General features: G+C 64.3%; 22 protein-coding genes. 10 read left to right on the top strand and 12 right to left on the bottom strand.

Features of this window, described 5'->3' with window-relative positions; all coding sequences use genetic code 11:
- Window positions 1–27 precede the first annotated feature (27 nt).
- Window positions 28–756 carry a VOC family protein gene (locus tag HV770_RS18840; protein ID WP_175161930.1) on the bottom strand — a complete coding sequence of 243 codons (729 nt, stop codon included), beginning with the start codon at window positions 754–756 and terminating at the stop codon, window positions 28–30.
- Between the two features lie 275 nt (window positions 757–1,031).
- Here HV770_RS18840 and HV770_RS18835 point away from each other — a divergent pair, with 275 nt between their 5' ends.
- Window positions 1,032–2,486 (top strand): aminotransferase-like domain-containing protein, encoded by a 1,455-nt coding sequence (locus HV770_RS18835; protein ID WP_175161928.1) that lies wholly within the window; start codon window positions 1,032–1,034, stop codon window positions 2,484–2,486.
- A gap of 126 nt (window positions 2,487–2,612) precedes the next feature.
- On the top strand, window positions 2,613–4,511 hold the full coding sequence (gene htpG, locus HV770_RS18830) for a molecular chaperone HtpG (protein WP_175161926.1): 1,899 nt from the start codon (window positions 2,613–2,615) through the stop codon (window positions 4,509–4,511).
- 129 nt (window positions 4,512–4,640) lie between these two features.
- Here the strand turns inward: htpG and HV770_RS18825 are convergent, their stop codons facing one another.
- Complete coding sequence (locus HV770_RS18825) at window positions 4,641–4,913, bottom strand: hypothetical protein (RefSeq protein WP_175161924.1); 273 nt, start codon at window positions 4,911–4,913, stop codon at window positions 4,641–4,643.
- Window positions 4,914–5,118: 205 nt separating this feature from the next.
- Window positions 5,119–5,622 (bottom strand): OmpA family protein, encoded by a 504-nt coding sequence (locus HV770_RS18820; RefSeq protein ID WP_175161922.1) that lies wholly within the window; start codon window positions 5,620–5,622, stop codon window positions 5,119–5,121.
- A gap of 169 nt (window positions 5,623–5,791) precedes the next feature.
- Here HV770_RS18820 and HV770_RS18815 point away from each other — a divergent pair, with 169 nt between their 5' ends.
- Together HV770_RS18815 and HV770_RS18810 are read left to right on the top strand one after the other, a co-directional pair.
- Window positions 5,792–6,499 carry a chorismate--pyruvate lyase family protein gene (locus HV770_RS18815; RefSeq protein ID WP_175161920.1) on the top strand — a complete coding sequence of 236 codons (708 nt, stop codon included), beginning with the start codon at window positions 5,792–5,794 and terminating at the stop codon, window positions 6,497–6,499.
- On the top strand, window positions 6,496–7,020 hold the full coding sequence (locus HV770_RS18810; protein WP_175161918.1) for a DNA-deoxyinosine glycosylase: 525 nt from the start codon (window positions 6,496–6,498) through the stop codon (window positions 7,018–7,020). Before HV770_RS18815 ends, HV770_RS18810 begins: the two co-directional genes overlap by 4 nt.
- 20 nt (window positions 7,021–7,040) lie before the next feature.
- Here the strand turns inward: HV770_RS18810 and HV770_RS18805 are convergent, their stop codons facing one another.
- Window positions 7,041–7,226: a helix-turn-helix domain-containing protein gene (locus tag HV770_RS18805; RefSeq protein ID WP_175161916.1), complete on the bottom strand. Its 186-nt coding sequence runs from the start codon at window positions 7,224–7,226 to the stop codon at window positions 7,041–7,043.
- A gap of 298 nt (window positions 7,227–7,524) precedes the next feature.
- Here HV770_RS18805 and HV770_RS18800 point away from each other — a divergent pair, with 298 nt between their 5' ends.
- From HV770_RS18800 to HV770_RS18785, 4 genes are all read left to right on the top strand, one after another.
- Window positions 7,525–8,448 (top strand): class I SAM-dependent methyltransferase, encoded by a 924-nt coding sequence (locus HV770_RS18800; protein WP_175161914.1) that lies wholly within the window; start codon window positions 7,525–7,527, stop codon window positions 8,446–8,448.
- A 589-nt stretch (window positions 8,449–9,037) separates the two neighbouring features.
- Window positions 9,038–9,277, top strand: coding sequence for a DUF3311 domain-containing protein (locus HV770_RS18795; RefSeq protein WP_175161913.1), 240 nt, complete (start codon window positions 9,038–9,040; stop codon window positions 9,275–9,277).
- Window positions 9,277–10,827 carry a monocarboxylate uptake permease MctP gene (gene mctP, locus HV770_RS18790; RefSeq protein ID WP_175161911.1) on the top strand — a complete coding sequence of 517 codons (1,551 nt, stop codon included), beginning with the start codon at window positions 9,277–9,279 and terminating at the stop codon, window positions 10,825–10,827. The genes HV770_RS18795 and mctP overlap by 1 nt, the downstream gene beginning before the upstream one ends.
- A gap of 162 nt (window positions 10,828–10,989) precedes the next feature.
- The gene (locus HV770_RS18785; RefSeq protein ID WP_175161908.1) at window positions 10,990–12,114 is read left to right on the top strand and encodes an FUSC family protein; all 1,125 of its coding nucleotides are present in this window, start codon (window positions 10,990–10,992) and stop codon (window positions 12,112–12,114) included.
- A 23-nt stretch (window positions 12,115–12,137) separates the two neighbouring features.
- Here the strand turns inward: HV770_RS18785 and HV770_RS18780 are convergent, their stop codons facing one another.
- The 5 genes from HV770_RS18780 to HV770_RS18760 all read right to left on the bottom strand — a co-directional run bounded on the left by HV770_RS18780 (window position 12,138) and on the right by HV770_RS18760 (window position 17,410).
- Window positions 12,138–12,557: a VOC family protein gene (locus tag HV770_RS18780; protein WP_121316905.1), complete on the bottom strand. Its 420-nt coding sequence runs from the start codon at window positions 12,555–12,557 to the stop codon at window positions 12,138–12,140.
- Between the two features lie 250 nt (window positions 12,558–12,807).
- Window positions 12,808–13,761 carry a transaldolase gene (tal, locus tag HV770_RS18775; protein ID WP_175161906.1) on the bottom strand — a complete coding sequence of 318 codons (954 nt, stop codon included), beginning with the start codon at window positions 13,759–13,761 and terminating at the stop codon, window positions 12,808–12,810.
- Window positions 13,762–14,011: 250 nt separating this feature from the next.
- Window positions 14,012–15,232, bottom strand: coding sequence for a benzoate/H(+) symporter BenE family transporter (locus HV770_RS18770; protein WP_175161905.1), 1,221 nt, complete (start codon window positions 15,230–15,232; stop codon window positions 14,012–14,014).
- Between the two features lie 62 nt (window positions 15,233–15,294).
- Window positions 15,295–16,470, bottom strand: a complete 1,176-nt coding sequence (locus tag HV770_RS18765) for a vWA domain-containing protein (protein ID WP_175161903.1) — start codon at window positions 16,468–16,470, stop codon at window positions 15,295–15,297.
- Window positions 16,471–16,567: 97 nt separating this feature from the next.
- Entirely contained in the window at window positions 16,568–17,410 is an 843-nt protein-coding gene (locus HV770_RS18760; protein ID WP_020065319.1) for an AAA family ATPase, read from the bottom strand.
- 492 nt (window positions 17,411–17,902) lie between these two features.
- Between HV770_RS18760 and HV770_RS18755 the strand changes: the two genes are divergently transcribed.
- Both HV770_RS18755 and HV770_RS18750 read left to right on the top strand, forming a co-directional pair.
- Window positions 17,903–18,271 (top strand): c-type cytochrome, encoded by a 369-nt coding sequence (locus HV770_RS18755; RefSeq protein WP_175161902.1) that lies wholly within the window; start codon window positions 17,903–17,905, stop codon window positions 18,269–18,271.
- Between the two features lie 60 nt (window positions 18,272–18,331).
- Window positions 18,332–18,715: a c-type cytochrome gene (locus HV770_RS18750; protein WP_121316910.1), complete on the top strand. Its 384-nt coding sequence runs from the start codon at window positions 18,332–18,334 to the stop codon at window positions 18,713–18,715.
- Window positions 18,716–18,833: 118 nt separating this feature from the next.
- Here the strand turns inward: HV770_RS18750 and HV770_RS18745 are convergent, their stop codons facing one another.
- From HV770_RS18745 to rsxB, 3 genes are all read right to left on the bottom strand, one after another.
- Window positions 18,834–19,268 carry a DUF1841 family protein gene (locus tag HV770_RS18745; protein ID WP_121319308.1) on the bottom strand — a complete coding sequence of 145 codons (435 nt, stop codon included), beginning with the start codon at window positions 19,266–19,268 and terminating at the stop codon, window positions 18,834–18,836.
- Between the two features lie 108 nt (window positions 19,269–19,376).
- On the bottom strand, window positions 19,377–20,021 hold the full coding sequence (gene nth / locus HV770_RS18740) for an endonuclease III (RefSeq protein ID WP_175161900.1): 645 nt from the start codon (window positions 20,019–20,021) through the stop codon (window positions 19,377–19,379).
- 20 nt (window positions 20,022–20,041) lie between these two features.
- Window positions 20,042–20,896 carry an electron transport complex subunit RsxB gene (gene rsxB, locus HV770_RS18735; RefSeq protein WP_175161899.1) on the bottom strand — a complete coding sequence of 285 codons (855 nt, stop codon included), beginning with the start codon at window positions 20,894–20,896 and terminating at the stop codon, window positions 20,042–20,044.
- Window positions 20,897–21,051 lie beyond the last annotated feature (155 nt).

Genomic DNA, 21,051 nt, shown 5'->3' with positions numbered 1-21,051 from the left:
CGCGAGTCGGCGACCCGCGCGCGCTGCTTATTCAAGGGTCCGCAGACCATCGGGTGTTTCAAATTCGGCGACGAGCGCCGCGGCGCCGTCGGTGGGCCGCAGTTCGAGCAGATGCGCGGCGCCGAGCCACTGCAAGTGCGCGCGCACCAGATCCGCTTGCGGATGCGCGGCTTTTAGCGCTTTCAGGGCGATGCCCGTGGGCGGCAGCGCATCCGACGGATGTCGCAGCGAGTCCCACTGGATCAGCGAGGGCAGCACGCCGTCGCCCGCGCCCTGCCAGGCCGGGAAAGCGCCGTCGTCTGGCACCGACAGGCCCCAGGTGAAATCGCTGCGCGTCATCGGCACGATGGGCGGGATGCGCTGCGGATACTGCGCTTGCCATGTCGTCAGCTGCTTCGGCCGCTCGACCCGGGCGACCCAGTGCGACAGGTATGGGCCGTTTTCGAGCCGCGCGTGCGTCGCCGGGTCGTCGAGGGCGAACAGGCGAGGGCGCGGCGCGCTGCCGTCGGTGGATGCGGCGGCGGGGGCGGCTGAAACGGCCGGAGCGGCCGCCGGCGCGGCATGCGGATCGATCGCGATCACTTCCAGATAGACCCCGCCCCACAGATTCAGCAGCCGGTTGTGGGTGCGCATCAGCGGATGTGCACCGCCGCCGGCCGGCGCGACGCCGAGCGTGTCGGCGACGTACTGCGTACCCTCGTCGAGGGTGCGCGCGGAAATCACGAGGTGATCGAGACGGAGCGGATGAGCTGTCATGACGGAGCGAGGAAAACGGTTTTCTGCGGTAAGCCGGTGCACGCCAGATGTGACGGCGCTGCTGCCGGGGCCGTAAGCATAACCGTTTGCCGGATCGGCGGGCCATGCGGATAGTGTCTGACCGGGGTTGCCGGATCGTTTGCGAGCGGCCCAACCGTCGTCCACCCGCTCTGGCGCTGCATCACCATCCTGTGTTGAACTCAAATGTAACGGCAGCGACCGGCACAGTAACGGTACAATCGATTCGATACTGTTCGGTACAGTTGGAGCCCGCCATGTCCGTCTCGCTTGCCCAGATTCCCGCCCCGCACGATACGTCAGCGCTGACGCTGGTCGAGCAGCTCGTGCAGTGGGCGCGCCGCCGTATCGAGGAACGCGTGTTCCGCCCCGGCATGCGCATGCCGTCGATCCGCAAGCTCGCGCTCGACAAGGGCGTGTCGCGCTTCACCGTGGTCGAGGCGTATGAGCGGCTGGTGGCGCAAGGGTATCTGGAGTCGCGGCGCGGCTCCGGGTTCTATGTGCGTGAACGGCTCGCCGGTGCGCCGCTCATGGAAATTCGCCCGCCTGCCGAGGGCGTGGCCGCGCCGGCCAAGATCGACGTGGTCTGGCTGTTGCGCAACATGCTGTACACCGGCACGCGCCCCGAGCGCAGCCCCGGTCTCGGTTATCTGCCCGCGCGCTGGCTCGACGGCGAACTGATTACCAACGCGCTGCGCACGCTCGGGCGGCAAAGCGGCGCGCAGATGCTCGGCATCGGCACGCCGCAGGGTTTCCTGCCGCTGCGCCAGCAATTGCAGACGCGGCTCGAAGAGCTGGAGATCGGCGCGTCGCCGGAGCAGATCGTGATGGTGTCGGGTGTCACGCAGGCGATCGATCTGATCTCGCGCGTCTACGTGAAGCCCGGCGAAGCGGTGATCGTCGGCGATCCGGCCTGGTTTCAGATGTTCGGCTGCTTCGCGTCGCAAGGCGCGCGGCTGGTCGGCATGCCGTACACGCCGGACGGCCCCGATCTCGACGCGCTCGAAACGCTCGTTCAGACGTGGCGGCCGAAAATGCTGGTGATCAACTCGGTGCTGCAGAACCCGACGGGCACGTCGCTGACGGCGGCCCAGGCGTTCCGCATTCTGCGCCTCGCCGAAGCGTACGATTTCATCGTCGTCGAAGACGATATTTACGGCGATCTGTGCCCGCCGAGCCATCCGGGCACGCGCCTCGCGAGCCTCGACCAGTTAAAGCGCGTGATCTACCTCGGCAGCTTTTCGAAGACGCTTGCGCCGAATCTGCGTGTGGGCTTCATCGCGTGCGCGCCGGAGGTGGCGACGGCGGTCAGCAACCAGAAGATGCTGGTCGGCATGACGAGCCCCGAGCTCAACGAGCGCGTGCTGTACAAGATTCTGACCGAGGGCCACTATCGGCGGCATGTCGAGCGGCTGCGCGCGCGGCTCGACGGCGTGCGCGAAAAGTCCGTGCGGATGCTGGAAAAGACCGGCATGAAGCTGTTTCTGACGCCCGCGGCCGGCATGTTCCTGTGGGTCGATACGGGCGTCGACGCGGGTGCGCTGGCGGCCGCCGGCCACGAAGGCGGCTTCCTGCTGACGCCCGGCAGCCTGTTTTCGCCGCAGCAGTCGCCGACGACGTGGATGCGCTTCAATATCGCCAATTGCGGCGACCCGGAACTGGCGACGTTTCTGTGCCGCTATCTCGACAGCGTCACGCGGCGCGCCTCTTGAAACCGTGCCGGATCGTCCCCAGCTAGGCGGACGATCTGGTGGCCCGGCAGCCCGCACCGAACGGCGCGGGCTGCCGAGTATCCCGCCTGACCTGAACCCCATTCGCAACAGAGAGGAAGTCCGACCATGGCACAAGAAACCATGAGCTTTCAGGCAGAAGTGAAGCAGCTTCTGCAACTGATGATCCATTCGCTGTACAGCAACAAGGAAATCTTTCTGCGCGAGCTGATTTCCAACGCGTCCGACGCGGCCGACAAGCTGCGTTTCGAAGCGATCGAAAACAGCGCGCTGTACGAGAACGATCCGAACCTGCGAATTCGCGTGTCGTTCGACAAGGACGCGCGCACCGTCACGCTCGACGACAACGGCATCGGCATGAGCCGCGACGAAGCGATCGCGAACCTCGGCACGATCGCGCGCTCGGGCACCAGGGAATTCTTCGGCAAGCTTTCCGGCGACCAGCAGAAAGATGCGGCGCTGATCGGCCAGTTCGGCGTGGGCTTCTATTCGGGATTCATCGTCGCGGACAAGATCACGGTCGAAACGCGCCGCGCCGGTTTGCCGGCCTCGGAAGGCGTGCGCTGGGTCAGCGCGGGCGAGGGCGACTTCGCGGTGGAGCAGATCGAGCGCGCCGCGCGCGGCACCACCATCACGCTGCATCTGCGTGCCGATGAGGACGAGCTGCTGTCGGCGCATCGTCTGAAGTCGATCATCCAGAAGTACTCGGACCACGTCGCGCTGCCGATCCTGATGCAGAAGGAAGAATGGGACGCGGAAAAGAGCGCGATGGTCGCCAAGGACGAGGACGAGACCGTCAACCAGGCGAGCGCGCTGTGGACCCGCGCGAAGAACGATATTACCGAGGAGCAGTACAAGCAGTTCTACCAGCACCTCGCGCACGATCATCAGGACCCGCTCGCGTGGACGCATAACCGTGTGGAAGGCCGCAGCGAATACACGCAACTGCTGTACGTGCCGAGCCACGCGCCGTTCGACATGTGGAACCGCGAGCAGCGCGGCGGACTGAAGCTGTACGTGAAGCGCGTGTTCATCATGGACGACGCCGAGCAACTGCTGCCCGCGTATCTGCGCTTCGTGAAGGGCGTGGTCGATTCGAGCGATCTGCCGCTGAACGTGTCGCGCGAAATCCTGCAGGAAAGCCGTGACGTGAAGGCGATCCGCGAAGGCGTGACGAAGCGCTCGCTGTCGATGCTCGAAGAACTGGCCAACTCGGAAAACGAAGCCGATCGCGAAAAGTACGCCGGCTTCTGGAAGGAATTCGGCCAGGTGCTGAAGGAAGGCATCGGCGAAGATTTTGCGAATCGCGAGCGCGTCGCGAAGCTCGTGCGCTTTGCGTCCACGCATACGGAAACGCCGGAGCAGACGGTGTCGCTGGCCGACTACGTCGCGCGCATGAAGCCCGAGCAAACGAAGATCTACTACGTCACCGCCGATACCTGGCAGGCCGCTGCCCACAGCCCGCACCTCGAAGTGTTCCGCAAGAAGGGCGTGGAAGTGTTGTTGCTGACCGATCGCGTCGATGAGTGGATTCTCTCGTACCTGACCGAATTCGACGGCAAGCCGCTGCAAAGCGTGGCGCGCGGCGATCTCGATCTGGGCGCATTGAACGACGAAGAAAAGCAGGCGCAGGAAAAGGTGGGCGAAGCATTCAAGCCGCTCGTCGAGAAGATGAAGGACGTGCTGAAGGACAAAGCGAAGGACGTGCGCTTGACATTCCGTCTGACCGACTCGCCGTCATGCCTGATCGCCGACGATGGCGAAATGAGCGGCTACCTGCAACGCATGCTGAAGGCCGCAGGTCAGCAAGCCCCGTCGTTCCATCCGATTCTCGAAGTGAATCCGGAACATGCGCTGGTGAAGGGCTTGCACGCGGACAGCGCGAACTTCGACGACTGGTGCCACCTGTTGTTCGATCAGGCCTTGCTCGCCGAAGGCGGCGCGCTGGAAGATCCGGCGAGCTTCGTGAAGCGCACCAATGCGCTTCTGTTGGCTCGCGCGAACTGAGCTTGAGCCGACGGCGTTGCACTGACGCTTGTTGTTGAGAAATGCGCTGCTTCGGCAGCGCATTTTTTTTGCCCTGCGCGGCGGTACGATGGCGGCTCGGCAGTGTCAGCCCGAACGGTCTGCGACGATTCATCGAGCGGTGCAAGCCGTTGCCACCAGATGACGCACTTGCGCCAGCACGCAGCCGGCCAGTTCTTTTGCCTCATGGCTGGACGTGTGGTCGGCGAGCACTTTGGCCGCGAGACTGCCGATGGCGTTGCTGGTTTGCTTCGACGTGTGGTGCTGCGCTAGTGCCGAGCCGGCCAGTTCTTTCTCGTGAAGCGGAGCATCGATGCGCCGCAAAACGAGCGCCGCAAGATGAGCGATACGCGCAGAAGTTTCTGCATGGTTTTCGACGTTCAATGTGACTCCTAGTGTGTTTTATGGAAGCGGCCGACGGGCCGAAGTTTCAGTCGGCGTCGGCCTGAATTAATTATGGTTAGCTAAACATAATTAATCAACGACCTTAAATTGAGATCGGGATGTTGAATATGAAAGTCATGGTTTGTCTTAAGTCGATGCTCGTGAACTAAGAAGCTTGAAGATTCATTCGCTATTTCCAGGCTATTTATTTACCCATCAACGTATCGAGGCTCTCACCGCGCACGATGATCTCCGTACGGCGATTCAACGCGCGGCCTTCGGGCGTATCGTTACTCGCCACCGGGTGGTTATACGCGTTGCCCTTCGTGCGGATGCGATCCTGCGCCACGCCGCGTGCGACGAGTGCATAACCCACCGAGGTCGCACGCGCTTCGGATAACTGCTGGTTGTATTCGAGCGTGCCGACATTGTCGGTATAGCCCTCGACGATGACCGGCTTCCGGCTGCGCTTGAGCAGCACGGCGGAGCGATCGACCACCGCGCCGGAATCGGCGCGCACGTCGGATTGGTTGAAATCGAACAACGCGGTTTCGGGCAGCTTCACCGCGACGCCGTCCGCAGTGCGCGTCACTTCGATGCCGACCGCTTTGTTCAGCGAGGTTTCCTTGTCGCGATCGAGCGGGGCGGTGCAGCCTGCCATCAGCAACACCGACATGGCGCATGCGGTTGTGCCCAGGAATGTCTTCATCTCTTCTTTCTCCTTGATATTTTGGTTGAAGCACGAAGGTTTTATCGTGCGTCGCAAAGAGGAGAAATCAGATACTTCCGAAAGCGATACGTGGGTGGGCGCGCATCACGCGGCGACACGCCGTTGCGTGAGAAATCTCCCGATGGCCAGGCCGTTATAATCCGACACCATGTCTATCCGTTTCGATGCCGCCGACGCCCACTGGCGTGTCGCGCCCTCACCCGGCTTTAGCGCCGCCCAGAAAGACTGGTTGACCCGGGGTGGTTCGCTGACCGCGCATCTGCGCGCGCTCGGCCCGGTCACGGTGCGCGTCACCCGCGAAGGCGTCGCGCTCCCATGGGCCGACGAGGCCGCCGCGCTCGGTCTCGCGCCGCGTGCGCCCGTGTGGGTGCGCGAAGTGGTGCTCGCGGTGGCTGGCGTGCCGTTCGTCGCGGCGCACAGCGTGACGCCGCGCGCGGCGAGCGTCGGTGTGTGGCAGGCGACGCGGCGCTTGCGCACGCGCCCGCTCGCGGAGCTGCTGTATAGCGACAGCAGCGTTGCGCGCTCGTCGCTGGTGAGCCGCAGGGTGGGGGCGCGTCATCCGCTGTATTGGCTCGCGGCGCGGGAAATTGGCGCTGGGGTTGCGCGTGCGCCGCACGCGTTCGTCGCGCGGCGCTCGGTGTTCGAGCGGTATGGCGCGCCTTTGATGGTGACGGAGTGTATGTTGCCGGCGTTGTGGGAATGTGTGGCGGCTTCCGCGGCTTCCGTGGCTTCGCGCGACGAACGCGGTTTCGCTTCACGCGAGGACCTCGGGCACGCCACGCATACCGCCTTTGCACGCCAGCGCGAACACGGCCGGCCACTCGCGCGATGCCGTGACGAGGGCCAGCGCTCATGACGTTCAAACGCTGCTTTGCGCCGGTCGTCGACGCTCGTACACGAGTGTTGATTCTGGGGAGCTTGCCGGGTGAGATGTCGTTGGCGCACGGGCAGTACTATGCACACAAGCAGAACCGGTTCTGGCATCTGGTCGGCGATGTCATCGGCGCAAAGCTGAGCGCGATGGAATACGACGACCGTTTGCGCACGCTTCTCGAACACCGCATCGGACTATGGGACGTGGTCGCTGAGGCGCGCCGCTCCGGCAGTCTCGACAGCAACATTCGCGATCATGCGAGCAACGATCTGATCGGCCTTATCGGGACGCTGCCCGAGCTTGCCTGCGTTGCGTTCAATGGCGGCACGGCGGCGAAGATCGGCGAGCGAGCCCTTGGCAAGCGCATGAGCGGGTATCGCATGCTCAGGCTTCCATCGAGCAGCCCCGCGCACGCGACGATACCGTATGCGGCCAAGCTCGAAATCTGGCGAAAAATCCACGATTGCCTGCATGAGGACGGCGAGTCTGCGCGGCTGCGGTAGTCGAACGAACAGAAGAAAATTCAGACCGACGGCTCGTCGGGCACCGGCTCGCGCTTTCGCACATCGCTCGGCGAATAGCCGAAGTGACGCCGGCGCGCGGCCGCGAACTGGCCTGGCCGGTTATGTCCGCATGCGGGCGCGCTGCTCGTCACTTTCCCGACGCCCTCGGTGATGGCGCACGGCAAGGTCGCCGCGCCGGTCGGCATATCTTTCGTGACCGCTGCCGGTAGCCTCGGGCGTGAGTCCGTCCATGCTGCCGGACTGGGCCGCCGCCGCCGCGTTTGTCGCCTTGGCGGGTCACGTCGCGAACCAGCGGCTGCCGGCCAGATCCACGCATAGCTCGGCCTTGGGTTCGATGCGCGGCGAAGCGGGCAGACGAGGGGACGCGCGAGCGCTCCGCGTTGCGTTGGCCCGTCGACACCGCGCTGGATCGGCAACCGGAGCCTCGGCGAATGCTATGCTCTCGTTCGACCAAAAATGGCGTCTCTGGCGCGACATCCTCACATGACGAAACTGATCAAGCGCGCTTCGGCCGAGGCGCGCGCCTTCCGCAACCGTGACACCGACGCGCTCGTCGGCAAGCAGAAAACCACGCAGACCACCACACGCAGCAAGCGCGCCGCGCTCGACGACGATCTGCACGACGCGCCGCAAATCGAAGCGCCGCGCAAGCCGCGCTTCGCCCCGGTGACGTTCTCGGAAGAAGGCGGCGTGCGCTTTCTGCACTTCGGCACGGAATGGGTGCAAGGCGCGATGCGTCTGCGCAAGCCGGATCACATCGAACTCGAATACGCACAGCAGATGATGGCCTGGCTGCTATTCATCGAAACGCCCAAGCGCATCGTCCAGCTGGGTCTCGGCGCGGCTTCGCTGACCAAATTCGCGCACCGCTTCCTGACGGGCGCCAAGGTCGAGGCGGTCGAGGTGAACCCGGCGGTCGTGGTGGCCGCGCGCACGATGTTCGAACTGCCGCACGACGATGCGCGTCTGACCGTGCACGAAACCGATGCGTGGGACTTCGTCAACGACCGCGCCAATCACGGCACGATCGGCGCGTTGCAGATCGACGTCTATGACGCGACCGCGCGCGGCCCGGTGCTCGACAGCGTCGGCTTCTATCGCGCGGTGCGCGCGTGTCTGACCGATGCGGGCGTGGTGACGGTGAATCTGTTCGGCGATCATCCAAGCTTCGTGCGCAACATGAAGCGTCTGAACGAAGCGTTCGACGGCCGCGTAGTCGCGCTGCCGGAAGTGCATGACGGCAATCGCATCGCGATTGCGTTCTCGGGTCCGGCGCTCGACGTGCCGTTCACCGCGCTGCAAACGCGCGCGAAGCTGATCGAAGCAGAACTCGGCTTGCCGGCGCGCAAGTGGATCAAGGGTTTGCAGGAATCGACGGGGCAGAAGGGCATGTCGTTTTCTATCTGAGTGGGCGAGCGCGCGGGCCGGGCAGGTGCCGGCTCCTGGCGTTCCGGCTGCCTGGGGAATGCTTCGGGGTGCTGGACGAGAGTCGGAGATTCGGCGTAGCCGGGCACTTTGATTGCTCCGGGTGTGTCATGTCAGCAACGCCCAGGCAAAGCTGAAGGACCCGCAGCACCCCCATCACAGCCGCAGGCGAGCTCTTTTAATCGACGACCGCTGCGACGCTCCAGCAGCCTTTACGCGGCGACAACGCCCATATCAGCACGCAGCGCCACACATCAGCTCCTCGCGCCGCCATGCCTGCACAGCACGCCCCGCATACAGCAAGCCCCCGCCGAACAAGCATCGCTCCTATCTTGGCCATTCCTCTCAAGTCATCGCCGCACCCCCGCGCCTGACTCCGAGTCTTACTCCATCGCGATTGTCCCCATCTCACAGCACGCTCCCGCCTCGGGTCGTCCCTGCTTGACCGCGCGTTCGCGGCTCCTATACTCTTTCGGAGCTTTCTTCGGGGCGCCCGTGGCCATCCGCTGTGGGATCCACCTCCCGTCAAAGACACGGGCCAACAATTCAAAAATAGGAAAGAGGAGACGTCATGGCTCACGACGCCGACGCGAACAAAGCCAGCAAGCACTGGCTCTGGTTGCTGCTGCTGCCCTGGATCGCGATGATCTGGGTGCCGTCATACAACAGGATCGAACCGCAGCTGTTCGACTTCCCGTTCTTCTACTGGTATCAGCTCCTGTGGGTGCTGATCAGCGCCGTCATCACGGCGCTCGTGTACTTCAAGACCAAATCGCGCTACACGGGCCGCTCGGAAGGGGGCACGCAATAATGAACGCCATCGCAACTTTCGTCTTCGTCCTGTTTTTCATCGGCGTCACCATTCTCGGCTTCGTCGCGGCCCACTGGCGGCGCGGCGATCTCGCCCATCTGGAAGAGTGGGGCCTCGGCGGCCGGCGCTTCGGCACCATCGTCACGTGGTTCCTGCTGGGCGGCGACCTGTACACCGCGTACACCTTCATCGCCGTGCCGGCGCTGGTGTTCGGCGCGGGTGCAACCGGCTTCTTCGCGCTGCCCTACACGATCCTGATCTACCCGTTCGCGTTCGTCGTGTTCCCGAAACTGTGGAGCATCGCCAAGCGTCACGGCTACGTGACGTCGGCGGACTTCGTGTCGGCCCGCTATGGCAGCCGCATGCTCGCGCTGGCGATCGCCGTGACCGGCATCGTCGCGACTATGCCGTACATCGCGCTGCAACTGGTCGGCATCGAAGTGGTGATCGGCGCGCTCGGTTTCGACACCAAGGGCTTCGTCGGCGATCTGCCGCTGATCATCGCGTTCGCGATTCTCGCCGCGTACACGTACACGTCGGGCCTGCGCGCGCCGGCAATGATCGCCGTGGTCAAGGACGTCCTGATCTACGTGACGATCTTCGCCGCGATCATCGTGATTCCGCCGCAACTGGGCGGCTTCGGCCATATCTTCGGCGCGGTGCCGCCGGCCAAGCTGCTGCTGAAGTCGCCGGACGTGTCGAGCCTGAACGGCTATAGCGCCTATGCGACGCTCGCGGTAGGCTCGGCGCTCGCCCTGTTCCTGTATCCGCATTCGATCACGGCGGTGCTGTCGTCGAAGTCGGGCAACACGATCCGCCGCAACATGGCGCTCCTGCCGGCCTATTCGCTGGTGCTAGGCCTGCTCGCGCTGCTCGGCTTCATGGCGCTCGCGGCCGGCGTGAAGGACATGCCGGAATTCGTGCCGTACTTCAAGGCCTTCGGCCCGAACTTCGCGGTGCCGGCGCTGTTCCTGCACTTCTTCCCATCGTGGTTCGTCGGCGTGGCGTTCGCGGCGATCGGGATTGGCGCGCTGGTGCCGGCGGCGATCATGTCGATCGCGGCGGCCAACCTGTACACGCGCAACGTGCACAAGGAGTTCGTCAACCGCAACATGACGCATGAGCAGGAGACCAACGTCGCGAAGCTGGTCTCGCTGATCGTCAAGGTCGGCGCGGTCGCGTTCATTCTCGGCCTGCCGCTCACGTATGCGATCCAGTTGCAGCTGCTCGGCGGCATCTGGATCATCCAGACGCTGCCTGCCATCGTGCTCGGCCTGTACACGCGCGTGCTCGACTACCGCGGCCTGCTGATCGGCTGGGCGGTCGGCATCGGCACCGGCACGTGGATGGCGGTTTCGCTGAAGCTGGCCAGCTCGATCTTCACGATCCACCTGTTCGGCATGGCGATCCCGGGCTATGCGGCGGTGTGGTCGCTGATCGTGAACCTGGTGGTGTCGGTGGTGGTGAGCCTGCTGGTGCGCGCGTTCGGCATGCAGCGCGGCGAAGACCGCACCCGTCCGGAAGATTATCTGGACGTGGTCGAAGGCTGAGCACAACGGCATGGCGCCGCGACGCCTGGTTCGGCCGGGCGTGGTGGTCGATACAGCTGAAAACCGCAGCGCCCGCAGACGAAAGTTTGCGGGCGTTTGTCTTTACGAGGCACTCCAGGGCAGGATAGCGAAACTATCCTTCCAAGCGTGGGTCGCGCCGCCATGGCATCTGCCGATTCCCATACCGTGATTCCACGCCGCTCGGCGCTCAGCCGGATGGTGCGCGCGGTGACGTCGCCTTACTACCGCTATCGCCACGCGAAGGTGCTGCACAGCCTGCGCGTGGGCCTCGCGATGCTGTTCTCGATTCTCGCCACCAGCGGTATCGATATACCGCACGGCATCTGGTCGTCGGTGACGCTGCTGGTGGTGATCGGCGGCTTGCAGCATCACGGCAATATCCGCAAGAAGGCGGCGGAGCGGGCCGCGGGGACGCTGCTCGGGGCGTCGATCGGGCTGCTGCTGATCGTGCAGCAGAATCTGGTCGGCTCGCTGCCGCTCACCTATGTGCTGATGGCGATCATCGCGTCGATCTGCGCCTGGTTCGCGATCGGCTCGTCCGGCTATGTCGGGCTGCTGACGGCGATCACGATGTGCATCGTCGCGGGTCACGGCGACAATCTGATCGACGTCGGCCTGTGGCGCACGCTGAACGTGCTGATCGGCATCGTGATCGCGCTGGCGTTTTCGTTCGCGCTGCCGTTGCACGCGACGTATTCGTGGCGCTACGGACTTGCGGCCAATCTGCGCGAATGCGCGTCGATTTACGCGCGGCTGCTGGATGGAGAGACGGTCAGCGAAGAGGAGCAGGTCAAGCGCTTTCTGGAAATCAACCAGCGGCTGGTGCAGTTGCGCTCGCTGATGCCGTCGGTGGCAAAGGAAATCGACGTGCCGCAGGCGAAGCTCGAAGAGATTCAGCGGCTGCATCGCTCGGTGCTCAGCGCGCTGGAATTGCTCGCGACCGGTCCGCTGATGCACGCCGACGCCGTGGCGCGCGCCGCGTATGCCGCGCGATGCGGCGTCGAGGTCCGTGCGGTGCGCGCGATTCTGCTGGCGATCGCACGCGGACTGCGCTTTGGACGCGCGACGCAGTTCGGCATTCCGGCCGCGTCGCCGCTCGGGCAGACGTCGGGTGACGCGGCGCTCCGGCTGCCGCCCGATCTGCAAGGGCCGTATTGGCTCGGGCAGCGGCTTGCGGAGCAGGTCGAGCGGCTACGCGCGCTGCTGCTGGAGACCGAGCCGAACTGGAATATTGAGCGGCATTCGCGCAGTTTGCTGAAGGGGTAGGGCGCGCCGCCGACGACGACGCTTTAAGGCTTGTCCGGCACCGTCACCATCCACATGAGACCGAAGCGGTCCACCACCATCCCGAAGCCCTTGCTCCAGAACGTGGCCTGAAACGGCATCACCGTCTGGCCGCCGTCGGCGAGCGCATTGAAGTAGCGTTCGGCGGATGCGGCATCGTCGGCCGTCAGCGACAGGCTGAAGCCGCTCATCGGACTGGCCGCGGGATCGCCATTGCCGTCGGACGCCATCCAGCTGGTCGACCCCATCCGCACGTTCGCGTGCATGATTTTTTCTTCGAGATCGGGGCGCGGCTGGTGTCCCGAATCCGGCGGCGCCTCCTTGAAGCGCATCTTGAAGGTGACTTCGGCGCCGAGCTTCTCGCAGTAATACGCGAGCGCTTCCTCGCAACGTCCGTTGAAAAACACGTAGGGCTGAACTTCCATGATCGTCTCCCGGAACAGGTGTGCGCATCGTCAGCCCGGAGCCAGCGGCGCCGGGGAGCGGGCGTGGAATCGATTGTAGTCGTCCATCCTCGCGCCGATTGTGACGTTATTGCGTAGGGAAAACGGTGACGCGGGCGGCCGCGAACGATAGCGCCGGCCCGTAAACGGCGAGCGGCCCTGAACCGTGAGGTCCAAGGCCGCTCGATTGGCCGCGTCAACCGCGTGAATCACGCGGCGCGCGAGGCAAAGCTCAGCGCAGCGCTTCGATCAGCTTTTCCAGCTTGATCGCGTCCGCGGCGAAGGCGCGAATGCCTTCAGAGAGCTTTTCGGTCGCCATCGCCTCGTCGTTGACGAGGAAACGGAACGACGCTTCGTCGACCGGCACGCGCTCGATGTTCGCGTCGCTGGACATTTCCGGCGACAGCTTGCGTTCCACCTTGTCGGTGCTGTCCTGCAGCTTCTGCAGCAGATCCGGACTGATGGTCAGCAGATCGCAGCCGGCCAGTTCCAGAATCTGACCCGGCGTGCGGAAGCTCGCGCCCATCACCTCGGTCTTGTAGCCGAACTTCTTGTAGTACGCGTAAATGCGGCGCACCGATTTGACGCCCGGATCGTTGGCGCCGCCGTCTTTCGCTTCGTCCCACGCGCTGCCGGCGTTCTTCTTGTACCAGTCGTAGATGCGGCCGACGAACGGCGAGATCAGTTGCGCACCCGCTTCGGCGCAGGCCGCAGCCTGGGCGAGCGAGAACAGCAGCGTCATGTTGCAGTGGATGCCTTCCTTCTGCAGCACTTCCGCCGCGCGGATGCCTTCCCAGGTGGAGGCCAGCTTGATCAGCACGCGTTCGCGGCCGATGCCGTGGTCCTTGTACAGCGCGATCAGTTCGCGCCCCTTGGCGATCGAGCCCTCGACGTCGAACGACAGGCGTGCGTCGACTTCGGTCGACACGCGGCCCGGGATGATCTTGAGGATTTCGGTGCCGAAAGCGATCAGCAACTGGTCGATGATCGCGCCGACCGGCTTCGACGCGTGCGCCTTCACGGTCTTTTCGAGCAGCGGGCGGTAGTCGTCTTTCTGCACGGCCTTCAGGACCAGCGACGGGTTGGTGGTCGCGTCCTGCGGCTTGTACTGGGCAAGCTGCTGGAAGTCGCCGGTATCGGCGACGACGGTGGTGTATTGCTTGAGTTGATCGAGTGCGGTTGTCATGTTCGGGCCTTCAGGGCGCGCGCGCCGTGGTTAAGGAGAAATGAGATCGCCGCCGGGCTGACGGGAGGGAATCGGCGCCGGCGGCCGCGGGTCACGCTGCAGCGTCCCCGTGATGCTGCCGGGAAACGTTGCCGGATACTTCTATTCTATGGCGGATCGCCTGATTGGGTATTGACACTCGGCTTCGGCGATCCGTTCACGGGATTTTCGGCGATGTGGCCCCGTCGAGCCAATTCGTCACGCCAAACCGTCACGCGCGCCGGGCGGTCAGCATCAGTTGTGTCAGCACGCCTGCCACCAGCCCCCAGAACGCCGAGCCGATCGACAGCAGCGTGAGCCCCGAGGCCGTCACCATGAAGGTCACGAGCGCCGCCTCACGCTGCTTCACGTCCTGCATCGCGTTGGTCAGGCCGCCCATGATCGAGCCGAACAGCGCGAGCGCCGCGACCGACACCACCAGCGCCTTCGGCAACGCCGCGAACAACGCGGCGATGGTTGCGCCGAAGATGCCGGCGAGAAGATAGAAAACGCCGCCCCAAACCGCGGCGGTGTAACGCTTGTCGCGGTTTTCATGCGCTTCGGGGCCGGTGCAGATCGCCGCCGTGATCGCCGCAAGATTAATGCCGTGCGAGCCGAACGGCGCGAGCAGCAGCGACACGATGCCGGTCGTCGAAATCAGCGGCGCGGACGGTGTGGTGTAGCCGTCCGCGCGCAACACGGCGATGCCCGGTACGTTCTGCGATGCCATCGCAACGACGAACAGCGGAATCCCGATGCTCACGCTGGCCGCCACCGAGAACGCTGGCAGCGTGAGCACCGGATGCGCGAGCGCGACGTGAAAGTGGCTGAAATCGAGCAGCCCGAGCCCGCCCGCGGCCGCCGTGCCGACGAACAGCGTCGTCACGATCGCGTAGCGCGGCGCGAGCCGTTTGACGATCAGGTAGGTGAAGAACATCGTCAGCACGAGCGCAGTCTGGAACTGCGCGGCGCGGAAAATCTCGATGCCGATCTCGAACAGAATGCCCGCCAGCAAGGCCGAGGCGATGCCGGCCGGGATTTTCTTCATTAACGTGTCGAACCAGCCGGTCAGGCCGACCAGCGTGAGCAATGCCGCGCAGACGATGAACGCTCCGATCGCCTGCGCATACGCCACATGCGGCAGCGACGACACCAGCAGGGCCGCGCCGGGCGTCGACCACGCAATCACGATCGGCGCGCGAAAGCGCAGCGACAGGCCGATCGTGCACACGGCCATGCCGATCGACAGCGCCCAGATCCACGACGAAATCTGCGCGTCGCTCAGATGCGCGGCCTGGCCCGCCTGGAACATCAGCACGAGCGAACTGGTGTAGCCCGTCATCATCGCGACGAAGCCGGCGACGACGGTGGAGAGCGAGGTATCGGCGAGCGGGTTGAGGCGCCGCGGCGGTGTCGCGGCAGGGGGCAACCCGGGCGATGAAGAAAGGCTCATGCAGATGCTTTTTTAAAGTTGCGGGTAATCAGTGAGAGCGATACGGCAGCGGTACGACAGCGTCATTTGCTCAGCATGCGCATTGCGCTTTCCAGCCCGGCAAGCGTGAGCGGGTACATCCGGTGTCCGAGCACTTCGCGGATCGCGCTGACCGATTGCCGGTACGCCCACAAACCTTCCGGCTCGGGATTGAGCCAGGCGTGATGCGGGAAATGATCCGCGAGACGGCGCAGCCACACCGCGCCCGCCTCGGCGTTGTTGTATTCGACCGAGCCGCCCGGCTGCAGCACTTCGTAGGGGCTCATCGTCGCGTCGCCGACGAAGATCAGCTTGTAGTCGGGCGTGAACTTGTGCAGCACGTCCCACGTCGGCATGCGCTCGGCGTGGCGGCGGCGGTTGTTCTTCCACAGGAAGTCGTACACGCAATTGTGGAAGTAATAGAACTCGAGATGCTTGAACTCGGCCTTCGCGGCCGAGAACAGTTCTTCGGTGCGCTTGATGTGGTCGTCCATCGAGCCGCCCACGTCGAGCAGCATCAGCACCTTCACCTTGTTGTGCCGCTCCGGCACCAACCTCAGATCGAGCCAGCCGGCGTTCGCGGCGGTGCTGCGGATCGTGTCGGGCAGATCGAGTTCTTCGGCGGCGCCTTCGCGCGCGAAGCGGCGCAAACGGCGCAGCGCGACCTTGATGTTGCGCGTGCCGATTTCGACCTGGTCGTCGTAGTCGCGATACGCGCGCGCTTCCCACACCTTCACCGCCGTGCGGTTGCCCGCCGCGTCGCCGCCGATGCGCACGCCTTCCGGGTTGTAGCCGCCGTTGCCGAACGGCGACGTGCCGCCCGTGCCGATCCACTTGTTGCCGCCTTCGTGGCGCTCTTTCTGTTCGTCGATCAGTTCCTTGAGGCGTTCCATCAGCTTGTCGAGGCCGCCCATCGCCTCGATCTGTGCTTTTTCCTGCGGCGACAGGTCGCGTTGCAGCTTCTTCTTCAGCCAGTCGAGCGGGACGTCGAACGCCAGTTCCGACGCTTTCGCGACGCCGTTGAAATACGCGCCGAAGGCCTGATCGAACTTGTCGAAATACTGCTCGTCCTTGACCAGCGTGATGCGCGAAAGGTAGTAGAACTCGTCGAGCGACGGCGCGATCACGTTGGCTTTGAGCGCTTCGAGCAGCGTCAGATATTCCTTCACCGACACCGGCAGTTTGGCGGCGCGCAGCGAGTAGAAGAAGTCGATCAGCATGCGGTGTCCCCTCCAGCGGCGAATGACCGGTGCGGCGCGTCGGGCGTCGGTGGGCCGGAATCGACCCGGCGGCCGCCCTTCGACGTGGCTCGCCCGATCAACGGTTGTTGCGGTTCATGAAAATCAGCCGTTCGAACAGGCTCACGTCCTGTTCGTTCTTCAGCAGCGCGCCGTGCAGCGGCGGAATGATCTGCTTCTGGTCGGACGAGCGCAGCGCTTCGGGCGGAATGTCTTCGGCGAGCAGCAGCTTGAGCCAGTCGAGCAGCTCCGAGGTGGACGGCTTCTTCTTCAGCCCCGCCACGTTGCGCAGTTCGAAAAAGCTCTGCATGGCCGCGGCGAGCAGTTCCTTCTTGATGCCGGGGTAATGCACCTCGACGATTTGCTGCATCGTGGCCGGATCGGGAAACTTGATGTAGTGGAAGAAGCAGCGGCGCAGGAACGCGTCTGGCAGCTCCTTCTCGTTGTTCGACGTGATGATCACGAGCGGGCGCTGTTTGGCGCGGATCAGCTCGTGCGTCTCGTACACGTAGAACTCCATGCGGTCGAGTTCGCGCAGCAGGTCGTTCGGGAATTCGATGTCGGCCTTGTCGATCTCGTCGATCAGCAGCACGGTTTGCTCGTCCGACTCGAACGCCTGCCACAGCACGCCCTTGACGATGTAGTTGCGGATGTCCTTGACGCGCTCGTCGCCGAGCTGCGAGTCGCGCAGGCGCGACACCGCGTCGTATTCGTACAGACCCTGCTGGGCCTTGGTGGTGGACTTGATGTGCCACTGCAGCAGCGGCATGCCGAGCGCGGCGGCGACCTCTTCGGCGAGCATGGTCTTGCCCGTGCCCGGTTCGCCCTTGATCAGCAACGGGCGCTTCAGCGTCATCGCGGCGTTGACCGCGAGCTTGAGGTCGTCGGTGGCGACGTACTGCGATGAGCCTTCGAAACGCATGGCGAGATGCTCTTGATCGGGAAAAAACCCAGTATAAGTCAGAAGCCCTGTTGGCCTGAAACCGGCTCGCGTATGGTGTCAGCCGAGGTTCAGCCCGATGCGCGGCCCGGCAAAACGGGCGTCGCATGCTTGATGCATGTGTTGCGCACGGGCGGGCCGTGTGCTCGTTTGGTGTTCGTTTGGGGTCCGCCTGGTGGGGCTCGTGCGAGCCTGAGCTGTGCTTGCCGGTGTTCGAGCCGGTGCCCCGGACTGCGCGGACCGTACGCTCGGGCACCCGTCAGGCCTTGCGCGGCCGGCGTGCCGGAGTCAAGCGGCACCGGCCGTGGCTTTGCAGCCGGCGGGCGGGCCGCTGGCCCCGCGCGGTGGACGTTCTGCGCGGCGTCGCGGTACAATTAGCCCGATTTTTTTGGCCTGCGTGGCTACCCTATAAGAAGAACGGCGCGGGCCGTTGCCTTTTTGGGCGCCCGTTCCCCTCATGCCAGGTTACATGCTATGAATAAATTCGTCGGCAAACACGTCGTGATCGCAGCGCTGTCGGTGCTCACGGGCTACGCGGTCAGCGCCCAGGCAGCGGATGTCGTTGGTAACGCGAAGGCAGGGCGGGCCAAGGTCGCGATGTGTATCGGCTGCCACGGCATCCCCCAATACCGTACGGCTTATCCTGAGGTCTACCGTGTGCCGATGCTCGGCGGCCAGAATCAGGCCTACCTCGAAAACGCGTTGCGCGGCTACAAGAAGGGCGACCGCCATTTCGAAACGATGCATGCCATCGCCGCCTCGCTGTCGGATCAGGACATTGCCGACATCGCCGCTTACTACGCGGCGCAAAATGCCTCTTCGAAAAACAATCCCGACAAGTGATCGGCCGCGGCCGTCCATCCAGTCACCCGGCTATCAATTATTCGCGGGATAGGAGAATTCATGATTAAGCCCCAACAGGCACTCCATACGGTGTTCAAGGCTGCTTGCGCGTCGGCGGCAGTGATCGGTCTGGCTGCAGCGAATCTCGCGCACGCCGCCGACGCAGGCAACGGCAAGGTGCTGTCCGACAGCCACAACTGCGCGGCTTGCCACGGCGTCAATCTGAACAAGCCGGTGAGCCCGGAGTATCCGAAGCTTGCGGGTCAGCACGCCGACTACATCTACTGGGCGTTGCGCCAATACCAGATGGGCACGGGCAATCCGCACCTCGGCCGCAACAACGCGATCATGCAGGCGCAGGTGCAGAGCCTGTCGCAGAGCGACATGAAAGATCTCGCGGCTTATATCGAATCGCTGGACGGCGATCTGGTGCAGAAGAAGTAAGCGCGCCGCGTCATGATTGAGCGCCATTGCCGCGCTGCTTTCCGGATTCGAACAACACCCCGCCCTGGCGGGGTGTTTTGTTTTGGGAGCGGCGGCGCGGTTTGGCGTTCAGTCGCGCTCAGTCACGCGTCGCGCGCCGCTCGATGCGCTGCAGATAGGCGTCCGTATCCGGCGGCGTGCCGGTGCGCTGCGCTTCCCAGATGGTTTCGCCGAGGCACTCCATGATCGCGTGCTGCGCGTCGTGAGTCGAGCCGAGGCGCGACGCGAGCCGCTCGTGCGCCGCGCGAATGCCCGGTGGCTGATCGATCGACAACTGTTCGCTGATCGCCAGATGCATCGACAGATGCAGGAATGGATTGGTCTGGCCGCGTTCGGGCGAGTAATCCTGCGCCTGGGCGGCGCCGCTATCGCTGAGGTCCGCGTGATATTCGGGGTGCTCGACGATCCAGTCGGCGGCGATCGCCTCCAGCGGCGTCAGAATCTCGCCTTGACGCTGCTTGCGCCAGGTGTCGGTGAAAAAGAGGCGGACTTCGTCGCGGCTGGGATTGAACATCATGGAACCGGTGCGTTTGAGTGGGGACGCGCGAGGCAAGCGCGCGGCCGGTATTTTACGCCGCGGCGGCGCGCGCTGCTGGCGGCTCGCCGCGCCTCGCGAGGCGGCTCAGAGATCCGGCGGTGGCGTTTTCGGACGGAACTCGCAAAGCGGCTCGATCACGCAATGCCAGCACTCGGGGCGACGCGCCTTGCAGACATAACGGCCATGCAGGATCAGCCAGTGGTGCGCGTCGTGTCTGAACTCGGCGGGCGTAAATTTCTCCAGCGCCGCTTCGACCGCGCGCACGTCCTTGCCGGGCGCGAGCCCGGTTCGATTGGCAACCCGAAAGATGTGCGTGTCGACCGCGATGGTCGGATGGCCGAACGCGGTGTTCAGAATCACGTTGGCGGTTTTGCGGCCCACTCCCGGCAGACTTTCGAGCGCTTCACGGTCCTCGGGCACTTCGCCGCCGTACTGGTCGAGCAGAATGCGGCAAGTCGCAATGACGTTCTTCGCCTTGGTCCGGTACAGCCCGATCGTCTTGATGTAGGCGGTCACGCCTTCCTCGCCGAGATCGAATACCTGCTGCGGCGTGTTCGCGACCGGGAACATCTTGCGCATCGCCTTGTTGACCGACACGTCCGTGGCCTGCGCCGACAACAGCACGGCAATCAGCAGTTCGAACGGTGAGGTGTACTCGAGCTCGGTCGTTGGATGCGGGTTGAGGCTCTGTAGCGTTTCGTAGATGGCGCGGCGTTTGTTCGCGTTCATGCGGAGCGTGACGGGTGCGTTCAGCGCGGGTTGGACGGCGTGTCGGTGTCGTCGTCGGCGACGAGGCCGAGACGGCGGCGGCGCGCTTCGGCGGAGTCGATCTGCGCCTGCACGTCGGCGCTGACGCGTTCGGTGTTCAACGGGCCTTGGCCTTTGGCGGCCAGTTCTTCCTTTTTCTTGCGAGCGCGCTCGAGCGCGGCCTGGATGATCGCGCGTTTCTTCGCTTCGGCGTCGTCAACGGTGGGCGCCGCTGGCGCCGTAGCGGTGGCGGCTTGCATTGTTTGAGCCGCTTGCGTCACGTCCGGAGCGAGCGTCGCGCCCGCACCGCCGGCGCGACGCGCCGCAGCACGCGCTTCGGCCGCTTCCCGCTCTCGCGCCAGACGGGCTTCACGACGGTCGTGACGCGCGCGCGCGGCGTCGGCCTGGCTCTGTGTCCATGCGTTCCAGCCGGTCGCGTCGCCGGTGACGGACGGCATCGCGATGCAGTCGACCGGGCACGGTGGCACACACAGATCGCAGCCGGTACAGAGTTCGGCAATCACGGTGTGCATCTGTTTCGGTGCGCCAACTATCGCGTCGACCGGACAGGCCTGCATGCACAGCGTGCAACCGATGCAAACCTGTTCGTCGATAACCGCCAACGGACGCGGGCGTTCGATACCGTTGGCGGAATTGAGCGGAATTACCGGCTTACCGAGCAACGCGGCGAGGCGTGCAATACCTTCGGCGCCGCCGGGAGGACACTGGTTGTAATTGGCCTCGCCGTTCGCAATGGCTTCGGCATAGGGACGACATGCGGGATATCCGCACTTCGTGCATTGCGTTTGGGGCAGCAGATCTTCTATGCGATCCGCAAGTATTTTAATGTCTGTCACGGTCACGATGCGGGGGCTTGCCTTGCTGCCACGCAGCCTGAACTAAATAGCACATTATCGCCGATTTCCCCAATTGCCATTCGCAATCCATGTGCCATAATCGAAGCGCTTTTTCGAAAGACCGCAGAAAAGGGTGTGTTCCCCAACCATGGCGC

It is taken from the genome of Paraburkholderia fynbosensis, assembly GCF_902859935.1.
Classification (GTDB): Bacteria; Pseudomonadota; Gammaproteobacteria; order Burkholderiales; family Burkholderiaceae; genus Paraburkholderia; species Paraburkholderia fynbosensis.
Note: the sequence above shows the minus strand (reverse complement) of the source record. Positions and strands in the feature narration are given on the sequence as shown.

Excerpts from the sequence above, each read along its gene's own strand:
- HV770_RS18840 (WP_175161930.1), bottom strand. The coding sequence starts at position 756 with ATGACAGCTCATCCGCTCCGTCTCGATCACCTCGTGATTTCCGCGCGC.
- HV770_RS18835 (WP_175161928.1), top strand. The coding sequence starts at position 1,032 with ATGTCCGTCTCGCTTGCCCAGATTCCCGCCCCGCACGATACGTCAGCG.
- htpG (WP_175161926.1), top strand. The coding sequence starts at position 2,613 with ATGGCACAAGAAACCATGAGCTTTCAGGCAGAAGTGAAGCAGCTTCTG.
- HV770_RS18820 (WP_175161922.1), bottom strand. The coding sequence starts at position 5,622 with ATGAAGACATTCCTGGGCACAACCGCATGCGCCATGTCGGTGTTGCTG.
- HV770_RS18815 (WP_175161920.1), top strand. The coding sequence starts at position 5,792 with ATGTCTATCCGTTTCGATGCCGCCGACGCCCACTGGCGTGTCGCGCCC.
- HV770_RS18810 (WP_175161918.1), top strand. The coding sequence starts at position 6,496 with ATGACGTTCAAACGCTGCTTTGCGCCGGTCGTCGACGCTCGTACACGA.
- HV770_RS18805 (WP_175161916.1), bottom strand. The coding sequence starts at position 7,226 with ATGCCGACCGGCGCGGCGACCTTGCCGTGCGCCATCACCGAGGGCGTC.
- HV770_RS18800 (WP_175161914.1), top strand. The coding sequence starts at position 7,525 with ATGACGAAACTGATCAAGCGCGCTTCGGCCGAGGCGCGCGCCTTCCGC.
- HV770_RS18795 (WP_175161913.1), top strand. The coding sequence starts at position 9,038 with ATGGCTCACGACGCCGACGCGAACAAAGCCAGCAAGCACTGGCTCTGG.
- mctP (WP_175161911.1), top strand. The coding sequence starts at position 9,277 with ATGAACGCCATCGCAACTTTCGTCTTCGTCCTGTTTTTCATCGGCGTC.
- HV770_RS18785 (WP_175161908.1), top strand. The coding sequence starts at position 10,990 with ATGGCATCTGCCGATTCCCATACCGTGATTCCACGCCGCTCGGCGCTC.
- HV770_RS18780 (WP_121316905.1), bottom strand. The coding sequence starts at position 12,557 with ATGGAAGTTCAGCCCTACGTGTTTTTCAACGGACGTTGCGAGGAAGCG.
- tal (WP_175161906.1), bottom strand. The coding sequence starts at position 13,761 with ATGACAACCGCACTCGATCAACTCAAGCAATACACCACCGTCGTCGCC.
- HV770_RS18770 (WP_175161905.1), bottom strand. The coding sequence starts at position 15,232 with ATGAGCCTTTCTTCATCGCCCGGGTTGCCCCCTGCCGCGACACCGCCG.
- HV770_RS18765 (WP_175161903.1), bottom strand. The coding sequence starts at position 16,470 with ATGCTGATCGACTTCTTCTACTCGCTGCGCGCCGCCAAACTGCCGGTG.
- HV770_RS18760 (WP_020065319.1), bottom strand. The coding sequence starts at position 17,410 with ATGCGTTTCGAAGGCTCATCGCAGTACGTCGCCACCGACGACCTCAAG.
- HV770_RS18755 (WP_175161902.1), top strand. The coding sequence starts at position 17,903 with ATGAATAAATTCGTCGGCAAACACGTCGTGATCGCAGCGCTGTCGGTG.
- HV770_RS18750 (WP_121316910.1), top strand. The coding sequence starts at position 18,332 with ATGATTAAGCCCCAACAGGCACTCCATACGGTGTTCAAGGCTGCTTGC.
- HV770_RS18745 (WP_121319308.1), bottom strand. The coding sequence starts at position 19,268 with ATGTTCAATCCCAGCCGCGACGAAGTCCGCCTCTTTTTCACCGACACC.
- nth (WP_175161900.1), bottom strand. The coding sequence starts at position 20,021 with ATGAACGCGAACAAACGCCGCGCCATCTACGAAACGCTACAGAGCCTC.